We start from the raw sequence: 21409 nt of genomic DNA, 5'->3' as shown, positions 1-21409 counted from the left end.
GGCAGGCAGCACATGCACAAGCGACTCCGCACCACCGGCCGGCTCACCGCGACCCTCGCGGCCGCGGCGCTGGCCCTGACCGCGTGCGCGAGCGACGACCTCGCCGCCGAGGGCGAGGGCTCCGACAGCCCCTCCGCGAACGGCGGCGGACCCCTCACGATCGCGACGCAGAACTTCCCCGAGGCCAACCTCGTCACCGCGATGTACGACGCGCTGCTCACCGACGCCGGCTTCGACGTCACCGTCAACGCCGTCGACACCCGCGACGTCTACATGTCGGAGATCCCCGGGGACGTGCAGGTCGTCCCGGAGTACGTCGGCGGCGTCGTCGACTTCCTCTCCGACGGCACCGAGGTCGCGGCGGCCGACACCGACGAGGCCCTGGCGCAGGCCGAGCCGCTGCTGGAGGAGAAGGGCGTCACCTTCCTCGAGCCGTCCGAGGCGACCAGCCAGAACGCCTACTTCGTCACCCAGGAGTTCAGCGAGGCCGAGGGCGTCACGACGCTCTCCGACCTCGAGGGCGAGTCGGTCGTGCTCGCCGCGGCGCCTGACTGCACCGACCGCCCCGACTGCGAGGGCGGCCTCACCGACACCTACGGCATCGACGTCACCGAGCTGCTGCCGCTGGGCTACGCCAGCCCGCAGACCTACGAGGCGGTGATCTCGGGCGAGGCGCAGGTCGGCCAGACCGGCACCCTCGACGGCACGCTGGAAGAGCAGGGCCTCGTGCTGCTCGAGGACGACCGCGGCATCCAGCCCGCGCAGAACCTCGTGCCGATGGTCAGCACCGAGTTCCTCGAGGCCAACCCGGCCGTGCAGGAGCCGCTGGAGCAGCTGATGGCCGCGCTCGACAACGAGACGCTCGCCGAGCTGCTCGTCCGCGTCAGCGTGGACCGCGAGACCCCCGAGGCGGTCGCCGAGGACTTCCTCACCCAGGAGGGCCTGCTCTGACCCCCGCCTGACCGGGCTCGCCCGCCGTGCGCCCTCACACCTCGTGGGGGCGTACGGCCAGGGCGGCCGGGGCGACCGTCGAGACGTCGAGCACCGAGGCCGGCAGGTCGAGCCGCACCCGGCCCGCCGGGTCGACAGCGCGCGGGAGCGGCCCGCCGGCGGCCGCGCGGTGCGCGGCGACGTGCTCGACGACCGCGACCGCGTCGTCGCGGCGCCCCTGCTCCACCAGCCAGCCCACGAGCCGGTCGGCGGGCAGCAGGCCGGAGTGCACCAGGGACCGCTCGCCCCACAGCTCCCGCACCATCCGGTGCAGCAGCTCCCACCACGCGTCGGGCGCGCCGGGCAGCTCGGCGAAGTAGCGGTGGAGGTCGCCCGGCAGCACCCGGTCGAGCGCGACCTGCTGGGTCGCGGCGTCCCCGCGACGTCGCACCGACGCCCACGACATCCGCTTGGTCTCCCACCGGTCCTCGAGGTCGACCAGGCTCGCGCGCTGCTGGGTGATCGACGTGCCGTCGTCGCGGATGCGCCAGTGGTAGACCACCTCGCGCAGCACGTCGAAGCGCCCCCGCAGGAAGGCCTCGGTCGTCGTCGGCTGGTCCTCGTAGCGGATGCCCTCGGGCCAGCACAGCCCCTGCGCGTCCCACCACGCGCGGCGGAAGACCTTGTCCCACGCGAAGACGTCGCCGAGCAGCTCCGGGTGCTCGCCGACGACGGCACCCCGGCGCTCCTCGGCGTGCAGGCGCCGCATCCACGGCGGCTCGTGCAGCGAGCCCGCCTCCCACCGCGCCACCGACCCGACGGCGAAGTCCGACCCGCTGCGCTCCAGGGAGTCGACCAGGCGTGCCCAGCCGTCGGGCGGGACGACGTCGTCGGAGTCGAGGAACGCGAGGTAGTCGCCGCTCGTGTGCGCCGTGCCGACGTTGCGGGCGGCCCCCAGGCCGCCGTTCTCCACGCGTACGACGCGCACCCGGCCGTCGCGCGCGGCGTACTGCTCGGCCACCTCGCCGCAGCGGTCGGGTGACCCGTCGTCGACGACGACGACCTCGAGGTGGCGGTGGCGGGCGGCGAGGGCGGAGTCGAGGCAGGCGGGCAGCCACGCCTCGGTGCCCCAGGCGGGCACGACGACGCTCAGGAGCGGTCGGCGCCGCACCCGGTCGGCCAGCGACGGGCGGGGAGGCGAGGGCGCGGTGCCGAGGCCGCGCAGCACGAGCCGCTCGGCGGTGCCGCGGGCGCCGCGGGCGGCGAGCGGCCCGCGGGGCACCTCGTCGGGGGCGGGGTCGCCCGGGTCGGCGACGACGGGGGCGAGGTCGCCGAGGTCGCCGTGCACGGCGTGGCCGGCCCCCTCGACCTGCCGCAGCCACGCCTCGGTCGCCTCCAGCAGGCGCGGCAGCAGGTCGGCGGGGCAGCGCAGCGGGGCCGAGGCGGGGTCGGGCGGGGCGGCCGCGAGCTCGCCCTCGGCCCAGCCGCGCTTGACGACCCGGCGACGCACGTCGGGAGGCAGCCGCCGGCCGACGGCGTCGCCGACCTGGCGCACCAGGGCGGTCTCGAGCGTCCCGAGCGAGCGGTTGGCGGGCGGCGGCAGCGACGGGGCGAGCGCCGGGTCGACGGCGAGCGCCTCCGCGAAGCGGCGCCACAGCTCACCGGGCGCCGCACCCGGTGCCGGGGCGACGACGAGGTGGCCGCGGCCGCGCGGCAGGGCGGCGGTCCAGCGCGTCAGGGTGTCGGCGGGGTCGACGCGGTGCCAGAAGGCCGAGCGCGCCGCGTCGGCGCGCCAGGGACCGTCGACCGACTCGGCCCGCCACGCGGCGAAGGACCGGGTGTCGCCGAGCTTGACCCGCTCCTGCCACTGCGCCGTCACCAGGCGGCCGAGGTCGCGCGCCGTGACGACGACGTGCACCTCGAGGTCGGCGAGCGGGCGCAGGGCGCCCTCGACCTGGGCGGGCGTCGCGCCGGCGAGCACCTCGTGGCTGAGCACCGCCGTGGCGGGCAGCCCGGCGGCCTGCCGCTCGTCGAGCCACGACCGCGCGCGGTCGCACAGGCGCTGCCACGACCCCGCGACCTCGGCGGCGCGCAGGCCGTAGAAGTTGCGGCTCTCGCGCACCTCGAGCGCGCCGTGGAACATCGCGTCGCGCGCGACGAAGGGGTAGAGCAGCCCCGACTCCCGCAGCACGTCGCGGTGCTCGCCCAGGAGGGCCTGCAGCCAGGTCGTGCCGGTCTTCGGCAAGCCGACGTGCAGCACCACCCGCGTCACCCGCCGGAGTATCGCAGAGCCGTTAGGCTGCCCGACCGTGAGCGCTCCCCGTCCCGACGCCCCGCCGCCCCTGCCGGCCGACGCCCGCGAGGTCGACGCGCCGGACCCTGCGACCTACCCGCGCTCGGTGCTCTTCATCGCCGGCGCGGGCCGCAGCGGCACCAGCACGCTCGCCGGGATCGCCTCCCTCCTCGGCCTGCACGTGCCGCAGCCGGAGGTGGAGGCCGACGAGACCAACCCCAAGGGCTTCGGGGAGCCGCGCTGGGTCGTCGAGCAGCACGACCGCTGGCTGGCCGAGGTCGGCGTCACGGTCTCCGACGCCCGCCCGACCGCGTGGTTCGAGACCGGCCGCGTGGCGACCCGCGAGCCCGAGCGCATCCGCTGCGCGCAGTGGCTCGAGCCGCACTTCGCCGAGCGTCGCGAGCTCGTCGTCAAGGACCCGCGGCTGAGCTGGTTCCTGCCGCTGTGGCAGATCGCGGCCGCCCGCGCCGGGGCGCGCTCGGTCTTCGCGACCATGCTGCGCCCGCCGGCCGAGGTCGTCGGCAGCAAGCAGAAGTACTACGCCAACCGCCTCGGCTCCGCCCACCTCGCGGCCTCGTGGGTCAACATGCTGCTGCACACCGAGCGCGCCACCCGCGGCGGTGACGGCCGGGTGTTCGTGCGCTACCACGACCTGCTCGACGACTGGACGAAGGTGCTCGACCGCCTCGGGCGCGACCTCGACCTACGCCACGTGCAGCAGACGGGCTACGAGCAGATCCGCGACGTCCACCGCTTCGTCGACCCCGGGCTGCGCCGCGTCAGCGCCGACCTCGACGACCTCGCGCTGCCCCGCCGCCTCCACGCCCTCGTCGGCGAGACCTGGTCGCAGCTGAGCGCCCTGGCCGAGCCCGACGGCGACACCGAGGAGGCCCGCCGCGGCCTCGACGAGCTGCTCGAGGCCTACACCGAGCTCTACGAGGAGTCCGAGGCCATCGCGCGCAGCACCGCGGTCGCCGCCGCCGACCGGGCCCGCCGGGAGGCGGCAGCCACCGCCCGCCCGACCTCGGTCGTCGACCGGGTGCCCCACGGCGTCCGTGCCGCCGTGCCGCCCGCCGTGCGCCGCGGCGTACGCCGTGCCCTCGGACAGGCGCGCCCCGGCGGCCCCGGCGGCCCCGGCGGCCCTGCCGGCCCCGGCGGCCGGTGAGCCGGGTGGCGGCGACTCCCCGGGCCGGGGTGACCCCGACGGGCCTGCGCAACCTCGAGGGCCACGACGACTTCGACGTGACCTGGCCCTGGGCACGGGGCGAGCGGCTACGCAGCGGCGCGACCGCGGTCGTCCGGGTCAAGGACGAGGCCCGCTCGCTGCCCTTCGTGCTGCCGCCGCTGCTGCGCGCGGTCGACGAGGTGGTGCTCGTCGACAACGGCTCGACCGACGGCACCCCCGAGGTCGCGGCGGCCACCGCCGAGCGGTGCGGGCTCTCCCACCGGCTGCGCTCCCTCTCCTACCCCTTCCGGGTGGCGCGGGCGGGGCGCGAGCACGTCGGCGTCCACGAGCACTCGGTGCACTCGCTGGCCTACTACTACAACTGGTGCCTGAGCCAGGTCCGCACCCGCTACTCCTGGAAGTGGGACGGCGACATGGTGCTGACCGACGAGGCGGTGACCTCGATGGCCGCGCTGTCGTGGCAGGTCGGGTCGCGCCCGGTCGTCACCCGGGTCTCGCGCCACGGCCTCTACGTGCGCGACGAGCAGACCGCCTTCCTCGACGTCGGCCTGCTCAACGCCGAGGAGTGGGGCTACCCCGTCCACCCCGACTTCACCTTCACCAAGGGCTTCGAGTGGGAGGTGCAGACGACGCCGGAGCACTACGCCCGCATCGGCCTGCCGCACGGGCTCGTGGTCGAGCTCAAGTGGCTCGACAGCGACGAGTTCTCCCACTGGACCGACCGCGACTCCTTCGCCACGAGCGTGCGCACCGCCCGCAAGCGGCGCGAGTGGGCGGTCTTCACCGGCCTGCGCGACGGGGTGGTGCCCGACCACGTGGTCGAGGTGACCGCCCCGCCGGGCGTCCACGTCGTCGACCACGTGCGCGAGACCTGGCTGCCGGGGCGACCCCGGCCGTTCTTCGGCTAGGCCCCCGCCCCGGGCCTCAGCGCGAGACGACCCGGGTCAGCTCGCCGTCGAGGACGACCCGCCCGCCGGTGGCCGCCGCGACCGCGTCGAGCGCCACGTCGGCGACGAGGTCGCGCTCCCCGTCGGGCACGGGCACCCGGTCCGGGCTGGCCGACGGGCAGCGCAGCGACCCGCCGCGCGGTCGTGCGGCCGCGGTGTGGCCGCGCTCGACCGCCAGCGCGGTGCCGCCCGCGAGGCGCCGGCACACGTCGCGCCACGCCGCGTCGCGACCCGTCCCGACCTCCGCGCGGGCGCCCGGCCCGCCCTCCGCCACGGGCCACCACTCGGTCAGCCACAGCCCGATGCTCTGGGGCACCGACGTCTCGTTGAGCCGCGACCCCAGCCGCTCGCGCCCCGACACGGGGTCGACGTGCACGAAGCGCGGGTAGCCCGCCTCGTCCACCGCCACGACGTGCGCGGGCACGTGGCACAGCCAGTCGACCGCGAGCACGACCCCGTCGAAGGCGTCCGGCAGGTCGAAGCGCACGTCGGCACCCGGCAGCGCCGCCGCCACGGCGGGCGCGAGGATCCCCGCCGACCCGAGGAGCACGACGGCCTCCGGGGCCTCGGCGGCGACCAGGGCGACCAGTGCGGCCGGGTCGCGGTCGAGCGCCGGCGGGTGGCGGCGCAGGAAGCCGCGCGGCCCGTAGAGGGCGGCGTCCCACGCCTGCTTCCACGTCGGCTCGCCGGGCGGCGGCAGCGACGGCATCCCCAGCGGCGTCCCGGACGGGCTCATGGCGGCCCACCCTAGGCGCCGTCGACGTGCGCTTCGTCACCCGGGGTTCGGCTGGCGGGGCGGGAAGCGGCGGCGTAGCGTCGGCGTTGATCAAGCGTCACACGTGCTAGGGCAACCGTCCGGTACCCACACCGGCCCCGCGAGGGGTGGTCGGAGGGACTGGAACGAGGAGGTCTGGTCCATGTCCCACCCTGCGTCCCGTCCTGCCTGCCCACCGGCGACGACCACGGGCACCCCCGCGCACCCGACCGCGCTGCCGACCGTCGGCGTCGTCGGCGCCGGTCGCGTCGGTGCCGTCCTCGCGGCCGCGCTGCGCGGCGCGGGCCACCAGGTCGTCGCTGCGGCGGCCGAGTCCGACGCCTCCCGCGCCCGGGTGGCCGCGCTGCTGCCCGGCACCCCGGTCGAGCGCCCCAGCGAGGTCGCGCGCCGCTGCGACCTGCTGCTCCTCACCGTGCCCGACGACGCCTTGCCCAACGTCGTGCGCGTGCTGGCGAGCGCCGGCGCGCTGCGGCCCGGCCAGCTCGTGGTGCACACCTCGGGGCGCCACGGCCTGGCCGTGCTCGAGCCCGCCGCCGCCGTCGGCGCCCGCACGGTCGCGCTCCACCCCGCGATGACCTTCACCGGCACGGCGGTCGACCTGCCCCGGCTGGCCGGCTGCGTCTTCGGCGTCACCGCCGGCCCCGCGGAGCGCGGCGAGGCCGCCGCCCTCGTCGCCGACCTCGGCGGACGCTGCACCTGGGTGGCCGAGGAGCGCCGCGCGCTCTACCACGCCGGGCTCGCCCACGGCGCCAACCACCTCGTCACCCTGGTGACGGAGGCCTGCGAGATGCTCGCCGCCGCCGGGGTCGACGCACCCGCCGACACCCTGCGACCTCTCCTGCACGCCGCCCTCGACAACGCCCTGGCGCAGGGCGACGCGGCCCTCACCGGGCCGATCGTGCGCGGCGACGTCGGCACGGTCGCCGCCCACGTCGCCGAGCTGCGGGCGCGCGCCCCGCAGGCCCTCCCGGCGTACGCCGCCCTGGGGCGCGCCACGCTCGACCGGGTCGTGACCGACGGCCGGCTGCTGCCGATCAGGGCCGCGCGCATCCTCGAGGTCCTCGACGCGGCCGTCCCGGTCGCGGCGCCGGCTCCGTCGGACGTGTCGTGAGCGGCGGCACCACCCCGGCGCTCGCCGCCACCCGCGCCGCGCTCGCCGAGGTGCTCGCACCTGTGCGGTCCTCGGGTGGCCGCGTCGCCTTCGTGCCGACGATGGGCGCGCTGCACGACGGTCACGCCGGCCTGGTGCGCCTCGCCCGCGAGGTCGTCGGCCCCGACGGCGCCGTCGTGGTCTCGGTCTTCGTCAACCCGCTGCAGTTCGACGACGCAGCCGACCTCGAGCGCTACCCCCGCACGCTCGACGCCGACCTCGCAGTGTGCGCCCGGGAGGGCGCCGACGTGGTCTTCGCCCCGGCGGTCGACGAGGTCTACCCCGGCGGCCCGCCGCAGGTCACCGTGCACCCCGGCCCGCTCGCCGACGTGCTCGAGGGTGCCTCGCGCCCGGGCCACTTCGCCGGCGTGCTCACCGTCGTGGCGAAGCTCTTCGGCCTGGTGCGCCCCGACGTCGCGGTCTTCGGCGAGAAGGACTACCAGCAGCTGACGCTGGTGCGCCGCATGGTCGCCGACCTCTGCCTCGGCGTCGAGGTCGTCGGCGCGCCCACCCGTCGCGAGGCCGACGGCCTGGCCATGAGCTCGCGCAACCGCCACCTCGACGCCGTCGAGCGTGAGCAGGCCGCCGCCCTGCACCGGGTGCTGGCTGCCGCGGCCGGGGCGGCCTCGCAGGGTGTGCCCGCGGCGCTCGCCGCCGCGCGCGCCGAGCTGCGCGAGGCCCACGGCGTCGACCTCGACTACCTGGCGGTCACCGACGTCGGCCTCGCCGACCTCACCGCCACCGCCTCGCTCGACGAGCTGCCGACGGTCCCCCTGGAGGGCCGCGTGCTCGTCGCCGCCCGGGTCGGCACGACCCGGCTCATCGACAACCTGCCGCTCGTCCTCGGCACCACCGCCGCGGACGTCCGCACCACCCGTGAGGGAGACAGCTGATGCTGCGCACGATGATGAAGAGCAAGATCCACCGCGCGACCGTGACGCAGGCCGACCTGCACTACGTCGGCTCGGTCACCGTCGACCAGGACCTGCTCGACGCGGCCGACCTGCTCCCCGGCGAGCTGGTCCACATCGTCGACGTGACCAACGGCGCGCGCCTCGAGACCTACACCATCGCCGGCGAGCGCGGCTCCGGGGTGATCGGCATCAACGGTGCCGCCGCCCGTCTCGTGCACCCCGGCGACGTCGTCATCCTCATCGCCTACGCCCAGCTCGAGACGGCCGAGGCGAGGGAGCTGAAGCCGGCGGTGGTCTTCGTCGACGGCGACAACAAGGTGCTCGCCACCGGCTTCGACCCCGCCGAGACCTTCGACGGCCCCGGCCTGGTGCGCGGCGACCTCACCGCACCCCGCGACCCGCGCACCGCTCCGGCGGCGCGCTGAGGCCACAGGCCCGCGCCGCCCGCGGCGCTAGCCTGCACCCGATGGAGCGACCAGCGCCGGACCCCGGCACCCACCGCGGCCAGCCCGGCCAGCCCGGCCAGCACCCGGGCCGGCTGCGCGCGCCCGAGCACAGCTGGACCACGCCGGCCGACGTCGTCGTCGTCGGGTCGGGCATCGCCGGCCTCACCGCCGCGCTGCGCATCCACGCCGCGCTGCGGGAGGACCCCACGACCAGCGGTGTCAAGGTCGTGGTGGTGACCAAGGACGTGCTGAGCGCGGGGTCCACGCAGTGGGCGCAGGGCGGCATCGCCGCCGCCCTCGGCCCGGAGGACACCCCGGCCGAGCACGAGCGCGACACGCTCGTGGCCGGCGCCGGTGCCTGCGACCTCGAGGCCGTGCGTGCGCTGGTCACCGAGGGCCCCGACGCGGTGCGCGAGCTGATCGGCCTCGGCACCGTCTTCGACCACCACGACGGGGTGCTGTCGCTGACGCGGGAGGGCGGCCACCACCGCGACCGCATCGCGCACGCCGGGGGCGATGCCACGGGTGCGGAGATCCAGCGGGCCCTAGTGGCGGCGGTGCAGGCCGCCCCCGAGATCGAGGTCATCGAGCACGCCCTGGCCCTCGACCTCCTGCTCGACGCCGACGGCGCCGTGGCCGGCACGACGCTGCACGTCATCGGCGAGGGGCAGCGCGACGGCGTCGGCGCCGTCCTGTGCCGGGCGGTGGTGCTCGCGAGCGGGGGCCTGGGCCAGGTCTTCCGCCAGACCACCAACCCGGCCGTTGCCACCGGCGACGGCATGGCGCTGGCACTCCGGGCGGGGGCCGTGCTCCGCGACCTCGAGTTCGTGCAGTTCCACCCGACGGTGATGTGGCTCGGGCCCGAGTCGCGCGGCCAGCAGCCGCTCGTCTCCGAGGCCGTGCGCGGCGAGGGTGCCTTCCTCGTCGACGACGCGGGCGAGCGGATCATGGCCGGGGTGCACGAGCTCGCCGACCTCGCGCCCCGCGACGTGGTGGCCAAGGCCATCACCCGACGGATGCTCGAGACCGGGCGCCCCCACGTGTGGCTCGACGCCCGCCACCTCGGCGCCGACTTCTGGGAGCGGCGCTTCCCGACGATCCTGGCCACCTGCCGGCGCCACGGCGTCGACCCGGCCACCGAGCTGCTGCCGGTCGCCCCGGCGTGCCACTACGCCTCGGGCGGGGTCGCGACGGACCTGTGGGGCCGCACCTCCGTGCCCGGCCTCTACGCCACCGGGGAGGTAGCCTGCTCGGGTGTCCACGGCGCCAACCGGCTCGCCTCCAACTCGCTGCTGGAGGGCCTCGTCTTCTCGCGCCGCATCGCCGAGGTGCTGCCCGGCGAGCTGCGGCCCTGGTCCGAGCCCGCCGCCGACGCGCGCCCCGCCGGCCTGGTGTCGGGCGAGCGGCGCCGCGACCTGCAGGAGACGATGACCCGCCTCGTGGGCGTGCTGCGCACGGCCGACGGCCTCCTGGAGGCGGGCGAGCGGCTGCAGGGCCTGCTCGCCGCCGGTGGCCCCGGCGGGGGCGACGAGCCCGTGCCCGGCGTCGACACCTGGGAGACGACCAACCTCGTGCAGCTCGCCGCCGCGCTCGCGGCCGCCGCCGGCCTGCGCGAGGAGACCCGTGGTTCCCACTGGCGCGAGGACTTCCCCGATCGCGACGACGCCCGCTGGGCGGGCCACGTCGACACCCGGTGGGCGGGCGGCGCGCTCACCCACGTCTTCACCCCCGCGCCGGCGACCGACCGCCCGGCCGCGCCCGCCGGGGAGCCCGAGGAGCCGGAGGTGCTGGTCCCGTGAGCGACGCCCGCCCCGCCGCGGCCGCCGAGGGACGCCGCAGCCCCTACCCCGAGCCCGGCTCCACCACGCGAGCCGCCGCCGTCGCGACCGGCTGGACCCCCACGGCGTACGCCGCGCTCCCGCGGCCGCTGCTCGACGAGCTGACCGCCGCCGGCCTCGACCCGGAGCGCCTGCACGCGCAGGTGCTCGACGCGCTCACCGAGGACCTGCCCGCGCCGGAGGGCTCGCCCGCGGGCACCTGGGGCGTCGACGCGACCAGCGCGGCCACCCTCGACCCGGCCCAGCGCGGCACCGCCGACCTCGCCGCCCGGGAGCCGGGCACCGTGGCGGGCCTCGCCGTGGCCGAGCTGGTGCTGCGCACGGTCCTCGGCGACGACGTCGAGGTGCACCAGCGGGTGCCCGACGGCACCCGCGTCGCCGCCGGCGACGTCGTGCTCCGCGCGTCCGGTCCGGTGCCCGGCCTGCTGACCGCCGAGCGCACCGCGCTCAACTACGCCAGCCACCTCTCCGGCGTCGCCACCACCACGGCCCGCTGGGTCGAGGCGGTCGCGGGCACGGGCGCGCGGGTGCTCGACACCCGCAAGACGCTGCCCGGCTGGCGCGCCCTGCAGAAGTACGCCGTGCGCTGCGGCGGTGGCGTCAACCACCGGCTCGGGCTCTCCGACATGGTCATGGTCAAGGACAACCACGTCGTGGCCGCCGGCGGGGTCGTCCCCGCCTACGAGGCGGTGCGGGCGGCGTGGCCCGACCTGCGGGTCGAGGTCGAGGTCACCGACCTCGACCAGCTGCGCGCGCTGCTGGAGGTCGGCTGCGACCACGTGCTGCTCGACAACATGGACACCGCGACCATGGTCGAGGCGGTCCGGGTCGCCGCCGGCCGCGCCACCCTCGAGGCCTCGGGCGGGCTCACGCTCGACCGGGCACGGGAGGTCGCCGCCACCGGGGTCGACTTCCTCTCCGTCGGCGCCCTCACCCACTCCGTCGCGGTCCTCGACCTCGGTCTCGACCTGCAGGAGACGCCCCTCGGGGGGCCCGCGTGAGCCTGCTGTGCGCCGACATCGGCAACAGCCACACCGTGCTGGGGCTGATGCGCGACGCCGAGCCGCTGGCGCACTGGCGGGTGTCGACCGACGAGCGCCGCACCGCCGACGAGTGGGCCGTGCTGCTGCGCGGGCTGCTCGCCGACTCGGGCGCGCCGCACCCCGAGGGCATCGCCGTGTGCTCCACCGTGCCCGCCGTGCTGCAGGAGTGGCGCGAGATGCTGGTGCGCCACTTCGGCGACCTGCCCCGCGTCGTCGTCGAGCCCGGCGTGCGCACCGGCGTGCCGATCCTCACCGACAACCCGCGCGAGGTCGGCGCCGACCGCATCCTCAACGCGCTCGCGGCCGCGACCGACGTCGGCGGGCCCGCGGTGGTCGTCGACTTCGGCGGCACGGCCACCACCTTCGACGTGGTCACCGCCCAGGGTCAGTACGTCGGCGGCGCCATCGCCCCGGGCGTCGAGGTGGCGCTCGAGGCGCTCGGGCGCCGTGGTGCCCAGCTGCGCAAGGTCGAGCTCGTGCGGCCGCGCTCGGTCGTCGCCCGCAACACCGTCGAGGCGGTGCAGTCCGGGATGCTCTTCGGCACCGCTGCCCAGGTCGAGGGCCTGGTGGCCCGCATGGTCGACGAGCTCGGCGCCCACCCCGACGACGTGCGGGTGGTCGCCACGGGCTACCTCGCCCCGTGGGTGCTCGACGAGTGCCGCTGCTTCACCGACCACCTGCCGTGGCTGACGCTGCGCGGGCTTGAGCTGGTCTTCGCGCGCAATTCCTGAACCCGCTCTCGCGAATCCCCCGGAGAAATCCGAGAAGACCCGAGACGGAGTGGGTGCTCAGAATGCACCCGCGTGCGCGCCGGCGCATTCTCTGCCACACTCACGTCGGGATTTCTCTGACCGGGGGAGGGAATTCCGTTCCCGCACATTCGGACGGATGCGCTGAGAATGCGCGAAGAAAGGCACAACGCAATGGCACAGAAGGTGCACATCCAGCTCGTCGACGACCTCGACGGCACCGAGGCGACCGAGACCGTCTCCTTCGGCCTCGACGGCACGTCCTACGAGATCGACCTCAACGACGAGCACGCCGCGCAGCTGCGCGACGCCCTCGCGCCCTACGTCGGCCACGCCCGCAAGGCGGGCGGCCGCCGCTCCGGCGGCGGTGGCGGCGGCCGCCGCTCCTCGGCCGGCTCGTCGTCGAGCAGCAGCAGCGGCGGCAACGGCGGCCCCAGCGCCAAGGAGATCCGCGACTGGGCCCGCGAGAACGGCTGGGAGGTGCCCGACCGCGGCCGCGTGGCCGCCGAGGTGCGCGAGGCGTACGACGCCGCGCACTGACGCCCACCGACGCGCGCTGACGCGCGCTGGCGCGCCCCGACCGGCGCGACCCCGCAGCACCGGCACGCCCTCCGCCCGCCCGGGTGGGGGGCGTGTTCGCCGTCAGCGGACGGACGGGGGTCGCGACAGGGGAACACGTAGTGTGGGAAGCCAGTTGGACCGACCGTGCGCGTGACCCGTCCCGGGGCCGCGCGCAGGAGTCCCGCAGCTGGAGGAGCGCACATGTTCGAGCGGTTCACGGACCGAGCCCGTCGGGTGGTCGTGCTGGCCCAGGAAGAGGCCCGCATGCTCTCCCACAACTACATCGGGACCGAGCACATCCTGCTCGGCCTCATCCACGAGGGCGAGGGCGTCGCGGCGAAGGCGCTCGAGAGCCTCGACATCTCCCTGGAGGCGGTGCGCGCCCAGGTCGAGGAGATCATCGGCCAGGGCCAGCAGGCGCCCTCCGGCCACATCCCCTTCACCCCGCGCGCCAAGAAGGTGCTGGAGCTGTCCTTGCGCGAGGCGCTGCAGCTCGGCCACTCCTACATCGGCACCGAGCACATCCTCCTCGGCCTGATCCGCGAGGGCGAGGGCGTCGCCGCCCAGGTGCTGCAGAAGCTCGGCGCCGACCTCAACCGCGTGCGCCAGCAGGTCATCCAGCTGCTCTCGGGCTTCCAGGGCAAGGAGAGCGCCGCGGCCGGGGCGTCGTCCTCGACCTCCGGTGGCGACGCGCCGTCGTCCTCGCTGGTCCTCGACCAGTTCGGGCGCAACCTCACCCAGGCCGCCCGCGAGGGCAAGCTCGACCCGGTGATCGGGCGCGAGCAGGAGATCGAGCGCGTCATGCAGATCCTGTCGCGCCGCACGAAGAACAACCCCGTCCTCATCGGCGAGCCCGGCGTCGGCAAGACGACGGTCGTCGAGGGCCTCGCCCAGGACATCGTCAAGGGCAACGTGCCCGAGACGCTCAAGGACAAGCACATCTACACCCTCGACCTCGGCGCCCTGGTGGCCGGCTCGCGCTACCGCGGCGACTTCGAGGAGCGGCTGAAGAAGGTGCTCAAGGAGATCCGCACCCGCGGCGACATCGTGCTGTTCATCGACGAGATCCACACCCTCGTCGGGGCCGGTGCGGCCGAGGGCGCGATCGACGCCGCCAGCATCCTCAAGCCGATGCTGGCGCGCGGCGAGCTGCAGACCATCGGGGCGACCACCCTCGACGAGTACCGCAAGTACCTCGAGAAGGACGCCGCCCTCGAGCGCCGCTTCCAGCCCATCCAGGTGGCGGAGCCCTCGATCGCCCACACCATCGAGATGCTCAAGGGCCTGCGCGACCGCTACGAGGCGCACCACCGCGTCACCATCACCGACGAAGCGCTGGTTTCGGCCGCGACGCTGGCCGACCGCTACATCTCCGACCGCTTCCTGCCCGACAAGGCGATCGACCTCATCGACGAGGCCGGCTCGCGCTTGCGCATCCGCCGGATGACGCAGCCGGCCGACCTGCGCGAGTACGACGAGAAGATCGCCGAGGTGCGCCAGCGCAAGGAGGCCGCGATCGACGGCCAGGACTTCGAGGCCGCCGCGTCGCTGCGCGACGAGGAGAAGCAGCTCATCCTGAAGAAGTCCGAGCGCGAGAAGCAGTGGCGCTCGGGCGACATGGACGAGGTCGCCGAGGTCGACGAGGAGCTGATCGCCGAGGTGCTGGCGGTCGCGACCGGCATCCCGATCGTCAAGCTCTCCGAGGAGGAGTCCTCCCGCCTGCTGCGCATGGAGGAGGAGCTGCACAAGCGGGTCATCGGTCAGGAGGAGGCCGTCAAGGCCCTCTCCCGGGCGATCCGCCGCACCCGCGCCGGCCTCAAGGACCCCAAGCGTCCCGGCGGGTCGTTCATCTTCGCCGGCCCCTCGGGCGTCGGCAAGACGTGGCTGTCCAAGACGCTCGCGGAGTTCCTCTTCGGCGACGAGGACGCCCTCATCCAGCTCGACATGTCGGAGTTCGGCGAGAAGCACACCGTCTCGCGGCTCTTCGGCTCGCCCCCGGGCTACGTCGGCTACGAGGAGGGCGGTCAGCTGACCGAGAAGGTGCGGCGCAAGCCGTTCTCGGTGGTCCTCTTCGACGAGGTCGAGAAGGCCCACCCCGACATCTTCAACTCCCTGCTGCAGATCCTCGAGGAGGGTCGCCTGACCGACAGCCAGGGCCGGGTGGTCGACTTCAAGAACACCGTCATCATCATGACCACCAACCTCGGCACCCGCGACATCGCCAAGTCGGTCAACCTCGGCTTCAGCCAGCTCGGTGACGCCGCCGGTTCCTACGAGCGGATGAAGGGCAAGGTCTCCGAGGAGCTCAAGCAGCACTTCCGGCCCGAGTTCCTCAACCGCGTCGACGAGATCATCGTCTTCCCGCCGCTCTCGCAGGAGCAGATCGTGGCGATGGTCGACAACATGATCGCCGCCGTCGAGCTGCGCCTGAAGGACCGCGACATGTCCATCGAGCTCACCCAGGGCGCGAAGGACCTGCTCGCCAAGCGCGGCTTCGACCCGGTGCTCGGCGCCCGACCGCTGCGCCGCACGGTGCAGCGCGAGATCGAGGACGTGCTCGCCGAGAAGATGCTCTTCGGCGAGGTCGGGCCCGGCCAGATCATCCTGGTCGACGTCGAGGGCGAGGGTCCGACGGCGACCTTCACCTTCCACGGCCAGAAGGTCGGCGCGCTGCCCGACGCCCCGCCCCTCGAGGGCGCCGGTGTCGACCTCGGCGGCGTCGACCTGGGCGACGGCCAAGAGCTCGGCACCGAAGGCCCGTCCGACGTCCCGCGCGAGCGCGGCGACGACTGACCGGGACGACCCGGCACCTGCACCACCCCGCAGCACCCGCACCACCCCGCAGCACCCGCACCACCCGGAGGGGCCTGACCGCAGCGCGCGGGCGGGCCCCTCCGTCGTCCCCCTCCGTCGTCCCCGACCAGGCCGGCCCGCCGGTCTCGCTACCCTCGGCGCATGCTCGTCACCGCCAGCACGGTCAAGGACACGCTGCCCCGCCTCGAGCGGTTCGTGGCCCGCAACCTCGCCGGCGGCGTCGACCACCTCCTCGTCTTCCTCGACGCCGACGACCCCGAGGTGCAGGGTTGGCTCGACGCCCACCCGCACGTCACCTGCGTGCGCACCGACGCGACGTGGTGGCGCGGTGACCGCCCGGCCATGCTCAACGTGCGCCAGCGCATCAACGCCAACGTCGCCAAGGCGCTGCTCTCGCGGCTGCCGTGGGCGACGTGGGTCTTCCACGTCGACGCCGACGAGGTGGTGCAGGTCGACCGCGACCGGCTCGCGGCGCTGCCCGACGAGGTGTGCGCCGTGCGGCTCTCGACGCTCGAGGCGGTCAGCCGCCCGCGCTGGGACGGCGAGGTGACCCACTTCAAGCGCCAGCTGCCCCACGACGACCTGGTGCTGCTGCACACCCTGGGCCTGGTCGACCGACCCCAGCCGGGGGCGTACTTCCACGGCCACACCGACGGCAAGGTCGGGATGCGCCCCGCGGTCGAGCCGTGGCTGGCGCTGCACCAGGTGGTCGACGCCGCGCGCGAGCGGCAGGAGACCTTCGAGGCCGACTGGCTGCGCGTGCTCCACTACGAGTCGGTCGACGGCGAGGAGTTCGTGCGCAAGTGGACCGCCATCCTCGAGGCGGGTCCGCAGGTGAGCCTGCGGCCGGGGCGCGAGCCCACCGCGGTGGCGCTGCGCGCCCTCCTGGCGAAGGGCCTGAGCGCCGAGCAGGCCCGGCCCTGGCTGATGCGCATCTTCGAGCGCACCACCCAGGACGACTTCGAGGCGCTGCGCGACCTCGGGCTGCTCGAGGAGCACGACCCGATGACGTGGGGCCTCGCGCCTCGCGAGGTGCCGGGCGACGGCCTCGCCCGGCTGCGTGACGGGCTCGCGGCGCTGGCCGAGGCCCCGAAGCGCGTCTTCGAGCCCGGCCCGGGTGCCGACGCCGACGCCGTCCGCGCGGCCGTCGAGGCGGCCGTCCCCGCCGCCGGGGACACCGGCGACGCCGGCTCCCGCTCCCGCCTGCCCTGGCGGCGCTGAGGCCGGTCTGCCCGGCACCGTCCGGTCCGCGGGCTCAGCCCGGCAGGGCGTACGTCGCACCCGACGTCGCGACCGCCAGGCCGTCGGCGACCAGTGCGGCGAGGCACCGCTCGCGCTGCACGTCGTCGTCCCACGCGGCCTCCAGCCGCTGTCGGTGGACCGGGCCGTCGGCGTCTCGGAGCACGCCGAGGAGCCGCCCGCGGCACTGCCGGTCGGTGCCGGCCCACGCCTGGGCGCGACGCGGCGGCCCGGCGTGCGGGGGCCGCCCGGCCCGCAGCCACGCGCAGTGCTCGGCCACGGGGCAGCGGGGGCACGACGGGTCCGCCGCCGTGCAGACGAGGGCGCCGAGCTCCATCACCGCGACCGACCAGGTGGCGGCCGTGGCCTCGTCGGCGGGCAGCAGGGCAGCGGCGCGGTCGCGCTCGGCCCGGGTGACCGACGGCCCGGGGAACTCTGCGCCGCCGAGGACGCGGGTGTGCACGCGCCGCACGTTGGTGTCGAGCACGACGTGGCGCTGGCCGAAGGCGAAGCTGGCGACGGCCGCGGCGGTGTAGTCGCCCACGCCCGGGAGCGCGAGCAGCGCCTCGCGGTCCCGCGGCACCTCGCCGCCGTGCTGCTCGACCATGGCGGTCGCCGCGGCGTGCAGCCGCAGGGCCCGCCGGGGGTAGCCGAGGCGTCCCCAGGCCCGGACGGCCTCGCCGGTCGGTGCCGCGGCGAGGGCGGCGGGCGCCGGCCACCGCTCGAGCCACGCCTCGTGCACCGGCAGGACGCGCGCGACCGGGGTCTGCTGCAGCATGAACTCCGAGACGACGACGGACCAGGGCGAGGCCTCCGGCCGTCGCCAGGGCAGGTCGCGCGCGTGCACGTCGTACCACGCCAGGACCGGCTCGACGAGGTCCGGCGGCTGCTCCACGAGGGCGATCCTAGGCAGGCGGCTGCCGTCGCCCGGGAGAGGCAGGCAGCGGCACCGGGTCCCACCGGAGTGGCACCGCCGCCGAGCGGCCCCCGCTGGTTACGGTCGGGGCCATGCCTGCCACGCGTCGACCCCGACCCGCGCGCGGCCTGCGCCCCCGCGGCCCGCTGCCGGCCCGGGTCTACTGGACGCGCCGCCTGGTGCTGCTCGGCACGGTCGTGCTGCTCGTGGTGGGCCTGACCCGCCTGCTCGGCGCTGGCGGCGACGGTGCGGACGGGGCGGACACGGCGCGCGAGGCCGCGCGCCCCGCGTCGGCCACGACGCAGGAGTCCCCCGGCCCGACGAGCGCGACCGCCCCCGCCGCGGTGCGCGGCCCGCGGGAGCGTGCGGGCGCCGGCACGGCCGCGGAGGGCCGCGGCAAGGCGCGCCCGCGCCGGCCCGCGCCGCTGGCCGCGCCGGAGGGTCGCTGCGAGGACGCCGACGTGCGCGTCGTGCCCGAGGTGCCGCAGGCCGTGGGCGGCTCGCCGGTGACAGTGCGGCTGCTGCTGCGCACCACGGTGTCGGAGGCGTGCTGGTGGTACGCCTCGCCCGACTCGCTCACCCTGCGCATCCGCTCCGGTGACGACGAGATCTGGAGCAGCCGCCAGTGTCCCCGGGCGCTGCCGCGCGAGTCGGTGGTGGTGCGCCGGGCGGTCGACACGGTGCTGGAGGTGACCTGGTCGGCCCGCCGCTCCGACGACGAGTGCTCCCGCCTGACCGCGTGGGCCCTGCCCGGGTGGTACCACGTCGAGGCCGCCGCGCTCTCCGGGGAGCCCAGCGACCTGCAGTTCCGGCTGACCGCGCCCGAGCGGCCGGTCGTGGAGCGCACGGTGCCGCCGTCGCCCTCGGGGAAGCGAGGCGGGGGCACGGGACGTCGGGGCTCGCGCGGCTGACGCCGCGCCGTGGGTGCCGCGCGTGCCGCGGAGGTCCTGGGCGCGTCCGGCTCAGACGTAGCGCTCGAGGATGCTCGACTCGGCCAGCCGCGAGAGGCCCTCGCGCACGCTGCGCGCGCGCAGCTCGCCGACGCCCTCGACTGCCTGCAGGTCGTCGATGCCGGCCGAGAGCAGCTTCTGCAGGGTGCCGAAGTGCTCGACGAGGCGGTCGACGACGGGTGCCGGCAACCGGGGGACCTTGGCCAGCAGCCGGAAGCCGCGCGGGGCGACCGCGCCGTCGAGGTGCTCCCCGGTGCCGAGGCCCAGGCTGCGCGCGACCGAGGCGGCGTCGACCAGGTCGGTGGGGGAGAGGCCCTCGAGCTTGGCGAGCAGCGACTCGGGCGAGGTGGTGCGGCGACCGCCCGTGGGCAGGTAGTCGCGGATGACGAGCTCGCGCTCCACGTCGACGCCGGTGACGAGCTCCTCGAGCTGCAGCGAGAGCAGGCGGCCGTCGGTGCCGAGCTCGAGCACGTAGTCCTCGATCTCGCGCGCGATGCGGGTGACCATCTCGAGGCGCTGGGCGACCACCGCCACGTCGCGGACGGTCACGAGGTCCTCGATCTCGAGGGCCGACAGCGTCGCGGAGACCTCGTCGAGGCGCAGCTTGTAGCGCTCGAGCGTCGCCAGGGCCTGGTTGGCGCGCGACAGGATCTGCCCGGAGTCCTCGAGGACGTAGCGGGTCTCGCCGACGTAGGCGGCGATGATCTGCATCGACTGCGAGACCGAGATGACGGGGAAGCCGGTCTGCTTGGCGACCCGGTCGGCGGTGCGGTGGCGGGTGCCGGTCTCCTCCGACGGGATCGTGTGGTCGGGCATGAGGTGCACCGCGGCGCGGTGGATGCGCGTGACGTCGCGGTCGAGGATGATCGCGCCGTCCATCTTGGCCAGCTCACGCAGCCCCGTCGCGGTGAAGGGCACGTCGAGGGAGAAGCCGCCGGTCGCGATGCCCTCGACCGTGCGGTCGTTGCCCAGCACGATCAGCGCGCCGGTGCGGCCGCGCAGGATGCGCTCGAGGCCGTCGCGCAGGGCGGTGCCCGGCGCGATCGAGGCGAGCGTCGCGCGGAGCCGCAGGACGTCGTCGGTGCGCTCGATGCCGACCACTGGGTCTCGTCCCCTCGCTCGCCGCGCGCCGCGCGGGTAGGTGTGCCCCGGCCCCCGGCCGGCGCGCGGTCAGTCTAGGGGACGAGGGCCGCGCGGCGGGTCGCGTCGCTCGGGCGCGACGAGGTGCAGCAGGCGCAGGCAGGACTCGAGGTCGGGGACCTCGACCACCCGCATGCCGTCGACCCGGCGCTCCTCGGGGCGACGCGGCCGCCTCTCGGTGCCGCCGGGCACCAGGGCGACCCGGAAGCCCTGCCGCGCCGCCTCCGCGATGCGCAGCGGCAGGTCGCGCACCGTGCGCAGCTCGCCGGCCAGGCCCAGCTCACCGATGGCGACCACCCCGCCCGGCGGGGCGGTGCCGAGGTGGGAGGAGGCCAGGGCGACCGCGACCGCCAGGTCGCTGGCCGGCTCGTGCACCCGCGCCCCACCGACCGTCGAGGCGAAGACGTCGCACTGGTGGGTGCGGATGCGGCAGTGCTGCTGCAGGACGGCCAGGATCATCGCCACCCGGGAGGAGTCGAGCCCCGAGGTGGTGCGTCGCGGCCGCTCGGCCGGGCTGACCGTGACCAGCGCCTGCACCTCGGCCAGCACGGGGCGTCGGCCCTCCATCGAGACCGCGACGCACGTGCCGGGCACCTGGCGCAGCTGGTGCTCGACGAACAGGCCGGAGGGGTCGGTGACCGCCGTGATGCCGTCGGGACCGAGGTCGAAGCAGCCGACCTCGTCGACCGGGCCGTAGCGGTTCTTCATCGCGCGCAGCATGCGGAAGCGGGAGGTGCGCTCGCCCTCGAAGTGCAGCACGACGTCGACGAGGTGCTCGAGCACGCGGGGGCCGGCGATGGTGCCGTCCTTGGTGACGTGGCCGACCAGCACGGTGGTGATGCCGCGCGTCTTGGCGACCCGCACCAGCGCGGCGGCGACCTCCTTGACCTGGGTGACGCCCCCGGGCACGCCGTCGACGCCCGGCGCCGACACCGTCTGCACCGAGTCGAGCACCAGCAGCGCCGGCCGGGTCTGCTCGATGTGGGTCAGCACGGCGCCCAGGTCGGTCTCGGCGGCGAGGTAGAGCTCGTCGTGGACGCCGTCGGTGCGGTCGGCGCGCAACCGCACCTGCGAGGCGGACTCCTCGCCGGTGACGTAGAGGACCCGCCGTCCGGCGCGGGCGGTCTGCGCCGCCACCTCGAGCAGGAGGGTCGACTTGCCCACGCCGGGCTCGCCGGCCATGAGCAGCGCCGCTCCCGGGACCAGCCCGCCGCCGAGCACCCGGTCGAGCTCGGGCACGCCGCTCGGCCGGAAGGTCGACTCCTCCACCGACACCTGGCCGATCGGGACCGCCGGGGCGCTCACGGGGCCCGCGCTGGCGCGCCCGGTCGGCACGGCGGCGGTCTCGGCGACCGAGCCCCACGCCTGGCACTCGCCGCAGCGCCCGACCCACTTCGCGGTCTCCCACCCGCACTCGGAGCAGCGGTAGGACGCGCGCGGGACGCGGCCTCGGCGAGGGCCGGACAGGCCGGCACTGGTGGTCATGGCGTGCACGCTAGGCCACCGCGCCGACAGTCG

Annotated in this window: 18 protein-coding genes; 13 read left to right on the top strand and 5 right to left on the bottom strand. The window is 75.7% G+C overall.

The window, feature by feature from the left end; translation table 11 throughout:
• Positions 1 to 12 precede the first annotated feature (12 nt).
• Entirely contained in the window at positions 13 to 951 is a 939-nt protein-coding gene (locus BJ989_RS00640) for an ABC transporter substrate-binding protein (protein WP_179516575.1), read from the top strand.
• Positions 952 to 985: 34 nt separating this feature from the next.
• On the opposite strand, the gene BJ989_RS17040 is transcribed toward BJ989_RS00640, so the two are convergent.
• Entirely contained in the window at positions 986 to 3202 is a 2217-nt protein-coding gene (locus tag BJ989_RS17040; protein WP_343048957.1) for a glycosyltransferase family 2 protein, read from the bottom strand.
• A gap of 37 nt (positions 3203 to 3239) precedes the next feature.
• Between BJ989_RS17040 and BJ989_RS00630 the strand changes: the two genes are divergently transcribed.
• Positions 3240 to 4388 (top strand): sulfotransferase family protein, encoded by a 1149-nt coding sequence (locus BJ989_RS00630; RefSeq protein ID WP_343048956.1) that lies wholly within the window; start codon positions 3240 to 3242, stop codon positions 4386 to 4388.
• 29 nt (positions 4389 to 4417) lie between these two features.
• Positions 4418 to 5317: a hypothetical protein gene (locus BJ989_RS00625; RefSeq protein ID WP_179516574.1), complete on the top strand. Its 900-nt coding sequence runs from the start codon at positions 4418 to 4420 to the stop codon at positions 5315 to 5317.
• Positions 5318 to 5333: 16 nt separating this feature from the next.
• Here BJ989_RS00625 and BJ989_RS00620 read toward each other — a convergent pair whose 3' ends face one another.
• Positions 5334 to 6092 (bottom strand): hypothetical protein, encoded by a 759-nt coding sequence (locus BJ989_RS00620; protein ID WP_179516573.1) that lies wholly within the window; start codon positions 6090 to 6092, stop codon positions 5334 to 5336.
• 181 nt (positions 6093 to 6273) lie between these two features.
• On the opposite strand from BJ989_RS00620, the gene BJ989_RS00615 reads away from it, so the two are divergent.
• The 9 genes from BJ989_RS00615 to BJ989_RS00575 all read left to right on the top strand — a co-directional run bounded on the left by BJ989_RS00615 (position 6274) and on the right by BJ989_RS00575 (position 16867).
• Positions 6274 to 7242 carry a Rossmann-like and DUF2520 domain-containing protein gene (locus BJ989_RS00615; protein WP_179516572.1) on the top strand — a complete coding sequence of 323 codons (969 nt, stop codon included), beginning with the start codon at positions 6274 to 6276 and terminating at the stop codon, positions 7240 to 7242.
• On the top strand, positions 7239 to 8174 hold the full coding sequence (gene panC / locus BJ989_RS00610) for a pantoate--beta-alanine ligase (protein ID WP_179516571.1): 936 nt from the start codon (positions 7239 to 7241) through the stop codon (positions 8172 to 8174). Before BJ989_RS00615 ends, panC begins: the two co-directional genes overlap by 4 nt.
• On the top strand, positions 8174 to 8620 hold the full coding sequence (gene panD, locus BJ989_RS00605; protein ID WP_179516570.1) for an aspartate 1-decarboxylase: 447 nt from the start codon (positions 8174 to 8176) through the stop codon (positions 8618 to 8620). The genes panC and panD overlap by 1 nt, the downstream gene beginning before the upstream one ends.
• A gap of 41 nt (positions 8621 to 8661) precedes the next feature.
• Complete coding sequence (locus BJ989_RS00600) at positions 8662 to 10440, top strand: L-aspartate oxidase (RefSeq protein WP_179516569.1); 1779 nt, start codon at positions 8662 to 8664, stop codon at positions 10438 to 10440.
• Positions 10441 to 10568: 128 nt separating this feature from the next.
• The gene (gene nadC / locus BJ989_RS00595) at positions 10569 to 11480 is read left to right on the top strand and encodes a carboxylating nicotinate-nucleotide diphosphorylase (RefSeq protein WP_179519235.1); all 912 of its coding nucleotides are present in this window, start codon (positions 10569 to 10571) and stop codon (positions 11478 to 11480) included.
• Positions 11477 to 12253, top strand: coding sequence for a type III pantothenate kinase (locus BJ989_RS00590; protein WP_179516568.1), 777 nt, complete (start codon positions 11477 to 11479; stop codon positions 12251 to 12253). The genes nadC and BJ989_RS00590 overlap by 4 nt, the downstream gene beginning before the upstream one ends.
• A gap of 192 nt (positions 12254 to 12445) precedes the next feature.
• Positions 12446 to 12811: a histone-like nucleoid-structuring protein Lsr2 gene (locus BJ989_RS00585; protein WP_179516567.1), complete on the top strand. Its 366-nt coding sequence runs from the start codon at positions 12446 to 12448 to the stop codon at positions 12809 to 12811.
• 222 nt (positions 12812 to 13033) lie between these two features.
• Positions 13034 to 15625 carry an ATP-dependent Clp protease ATP-binding subunit gene (locus tag BJ989_RS00580; protein ID WP_179516566.1) on the top strand — a complete coding sequence of 864 codons (2592 nt, stop codon included), beginning with the start codon at positions 13034 to 13036 and terminating at the stop codon, positions 15623 to 15625.
• Positions 15626 to 15787: 162 nt separating this feature from the next.
• Complete coding sequence (locus BJ989_RS00575) at positions 15788 to 16867, top strand: glycosyltransferase family 2 protein (protein ID WP_179516565.1); 1080 nt, start codon at positions 15788 to 15790, stop codon at positions 16865 to 16867.
• A 34-nt stretch (positions 16868 to 16901) separates the two neighbouring features.
• Here the strand turns inward: BJ989_RS00575 and BJ989_RS00570 are convergent, their stop codons facing one another.
• Positions 16902 to 17780, bottom strand: coding sequence for an HhH-GPD family protein (locus tag BJ989_RS00570; RefSeq protein ID WP_343048955.1), 879 nt, complete (start codon positions 17778 to 17780; stop codon positions 16902 to 16904).
• A gap of 113 nt (positions 17781 to 17893) precedes the next feature.
• Here BJ989_RS00570 and BJ989_RS00565 point away from each other — a divergent pair, with 113 nt between their 5' ends.
• Positions 17894 to 18712, top strand: a complete 819-nt coding sequence (locus BJ989_RS00565) for a hypothetical protein (RefSeq protein WP_179516564.1) — start codon at positions 17894 to 17896, stop codon at positions 18710 to 18712.
• Between the two features lie 51 nt (positions 18713 to 18763).
• Here the strand turns inward: BJ989_RS00565 and disA are convergent, their stop codons facing one another.
• Together disA and radA are read right to left on the bottom strand one after the other, a co-directional pair.
• Positions 18764 to 19852 (bottom strand): DNA integrity scanning diadenylate cyclase DisA, encoded by a 1089-nt coding sequence (gene disA / locus BJ989_RS00560; RefSeq protein WP_343048954.1) that lies wholly within the window; start codon positions 19850 to 19852, stop codon positions 18764 to 18766.
• 69 nt (positions 19853 to 19921) lie between these two features.
• The gene (radA, locus tag BJ989_RS00555; RefSeq protein ID WP_179516563.1) at positions 19922 to 21376 is read right to left on the bottom strand and encodes a DNA repair protein RadA; all 1455 of its coding nucleotides are present in this window, start codon (positions 21374 to 21376) and stop codon (positions 19922 to 19924) included.
• Between the last annotated feature and the right edge of the window lie 33 nt (positions 21377 to 21409).

Source organism: Nocardioides perillae, from assembly GCF_013409425.1.
GTDB classification, from domain to species: domain Bacteria; phylum Actinomycetota; class Actinomycetes; order Propionibacteriales; family Nocardioidaceae; genus Nocardioides; species Nocardioides perillae.
Note: the sequence above shows the minus strand (reverse complement) of the source record. Positions and strands in the feature narration are given on the sequence as shown.

What these genes read in the sequence shown, in the direction of transcription:
- BJ989_RS00640 (WP_179516575.1), top strand. Translation starts at nt 13, where the DNA reads ATGCACAAGCGACTCCGCACCACCGGCCGGCTCACCGCGACCCTCGCG.
- BJ989_RS00620 (WP_179516573.1), bottom strand. Translation starts at nt 6,092, where the DNA reads ATGAGCCCGTCCGGGACGCCGCTGGGGATGCCGTCGCTGCCGCCGCCC.
- BJ989_RS00615 (WP_179516572.1), top strand. Translation starts at nt 6,274, where the DNA reads ATGTCCCACCCTGCGTCCCGTCCTGCCTGCCCACCGGCGACGACCACG.
- panD (WP_179516570.1), top strand. Translation starts at nt 8,174, where the DNA reads ATGCTGCGCACGATGATGAAGAGCAAGATCCACCGCGCGACCGTGACG.
- BJ989_RS00600 (WP_179516569.1), top strand. Translation starts at nt 8,662, where the DNA reads ATGGAGCGACCAGCGCCGGACCCCGGCACCCACCGCGGCCAGCCCGGC.
- BJ989_RS00585 (WP_179516567.1), top strand. Translation starts at nt 12,446, where the DNA reads ATGGCACAGAAGGTGCACATCCAGCTCGTCGACGACCTCGACGGCACC.
- BJ989_RS00580 (WP_179516566.1), top strand. Translation starts at nt 13,034, where the DNA reads ATGTTCGAGCGGTTCACGGACCGAGCCCGTCGGGTGGTCGTGCTGGCC.
- BJ989_RS00575 (WP_179516565.1), top strand. Translation starts at nt 15,788, where the DNA reads ATGCTCGTCACCGCCAGCACGGTCAAGGACACGCTGCCCCGCCTCGAG.
- BJ989_RS00565 (WP_179516564.1), top strand. Translation starts at nt 17,894, where the DNA reads ATGCCTGCCACGCGTCGACCCCGACCCGCGCGCGGCCTGCGCCCCCGC.
- radA (WP_179516563.1), bottom strand. Translation starts at nt 21,376, where the DNA reads ATGACCACCAGTGCCGGCCTGTCCGGCCCTCGCCGAGGCCGCGTCCCG.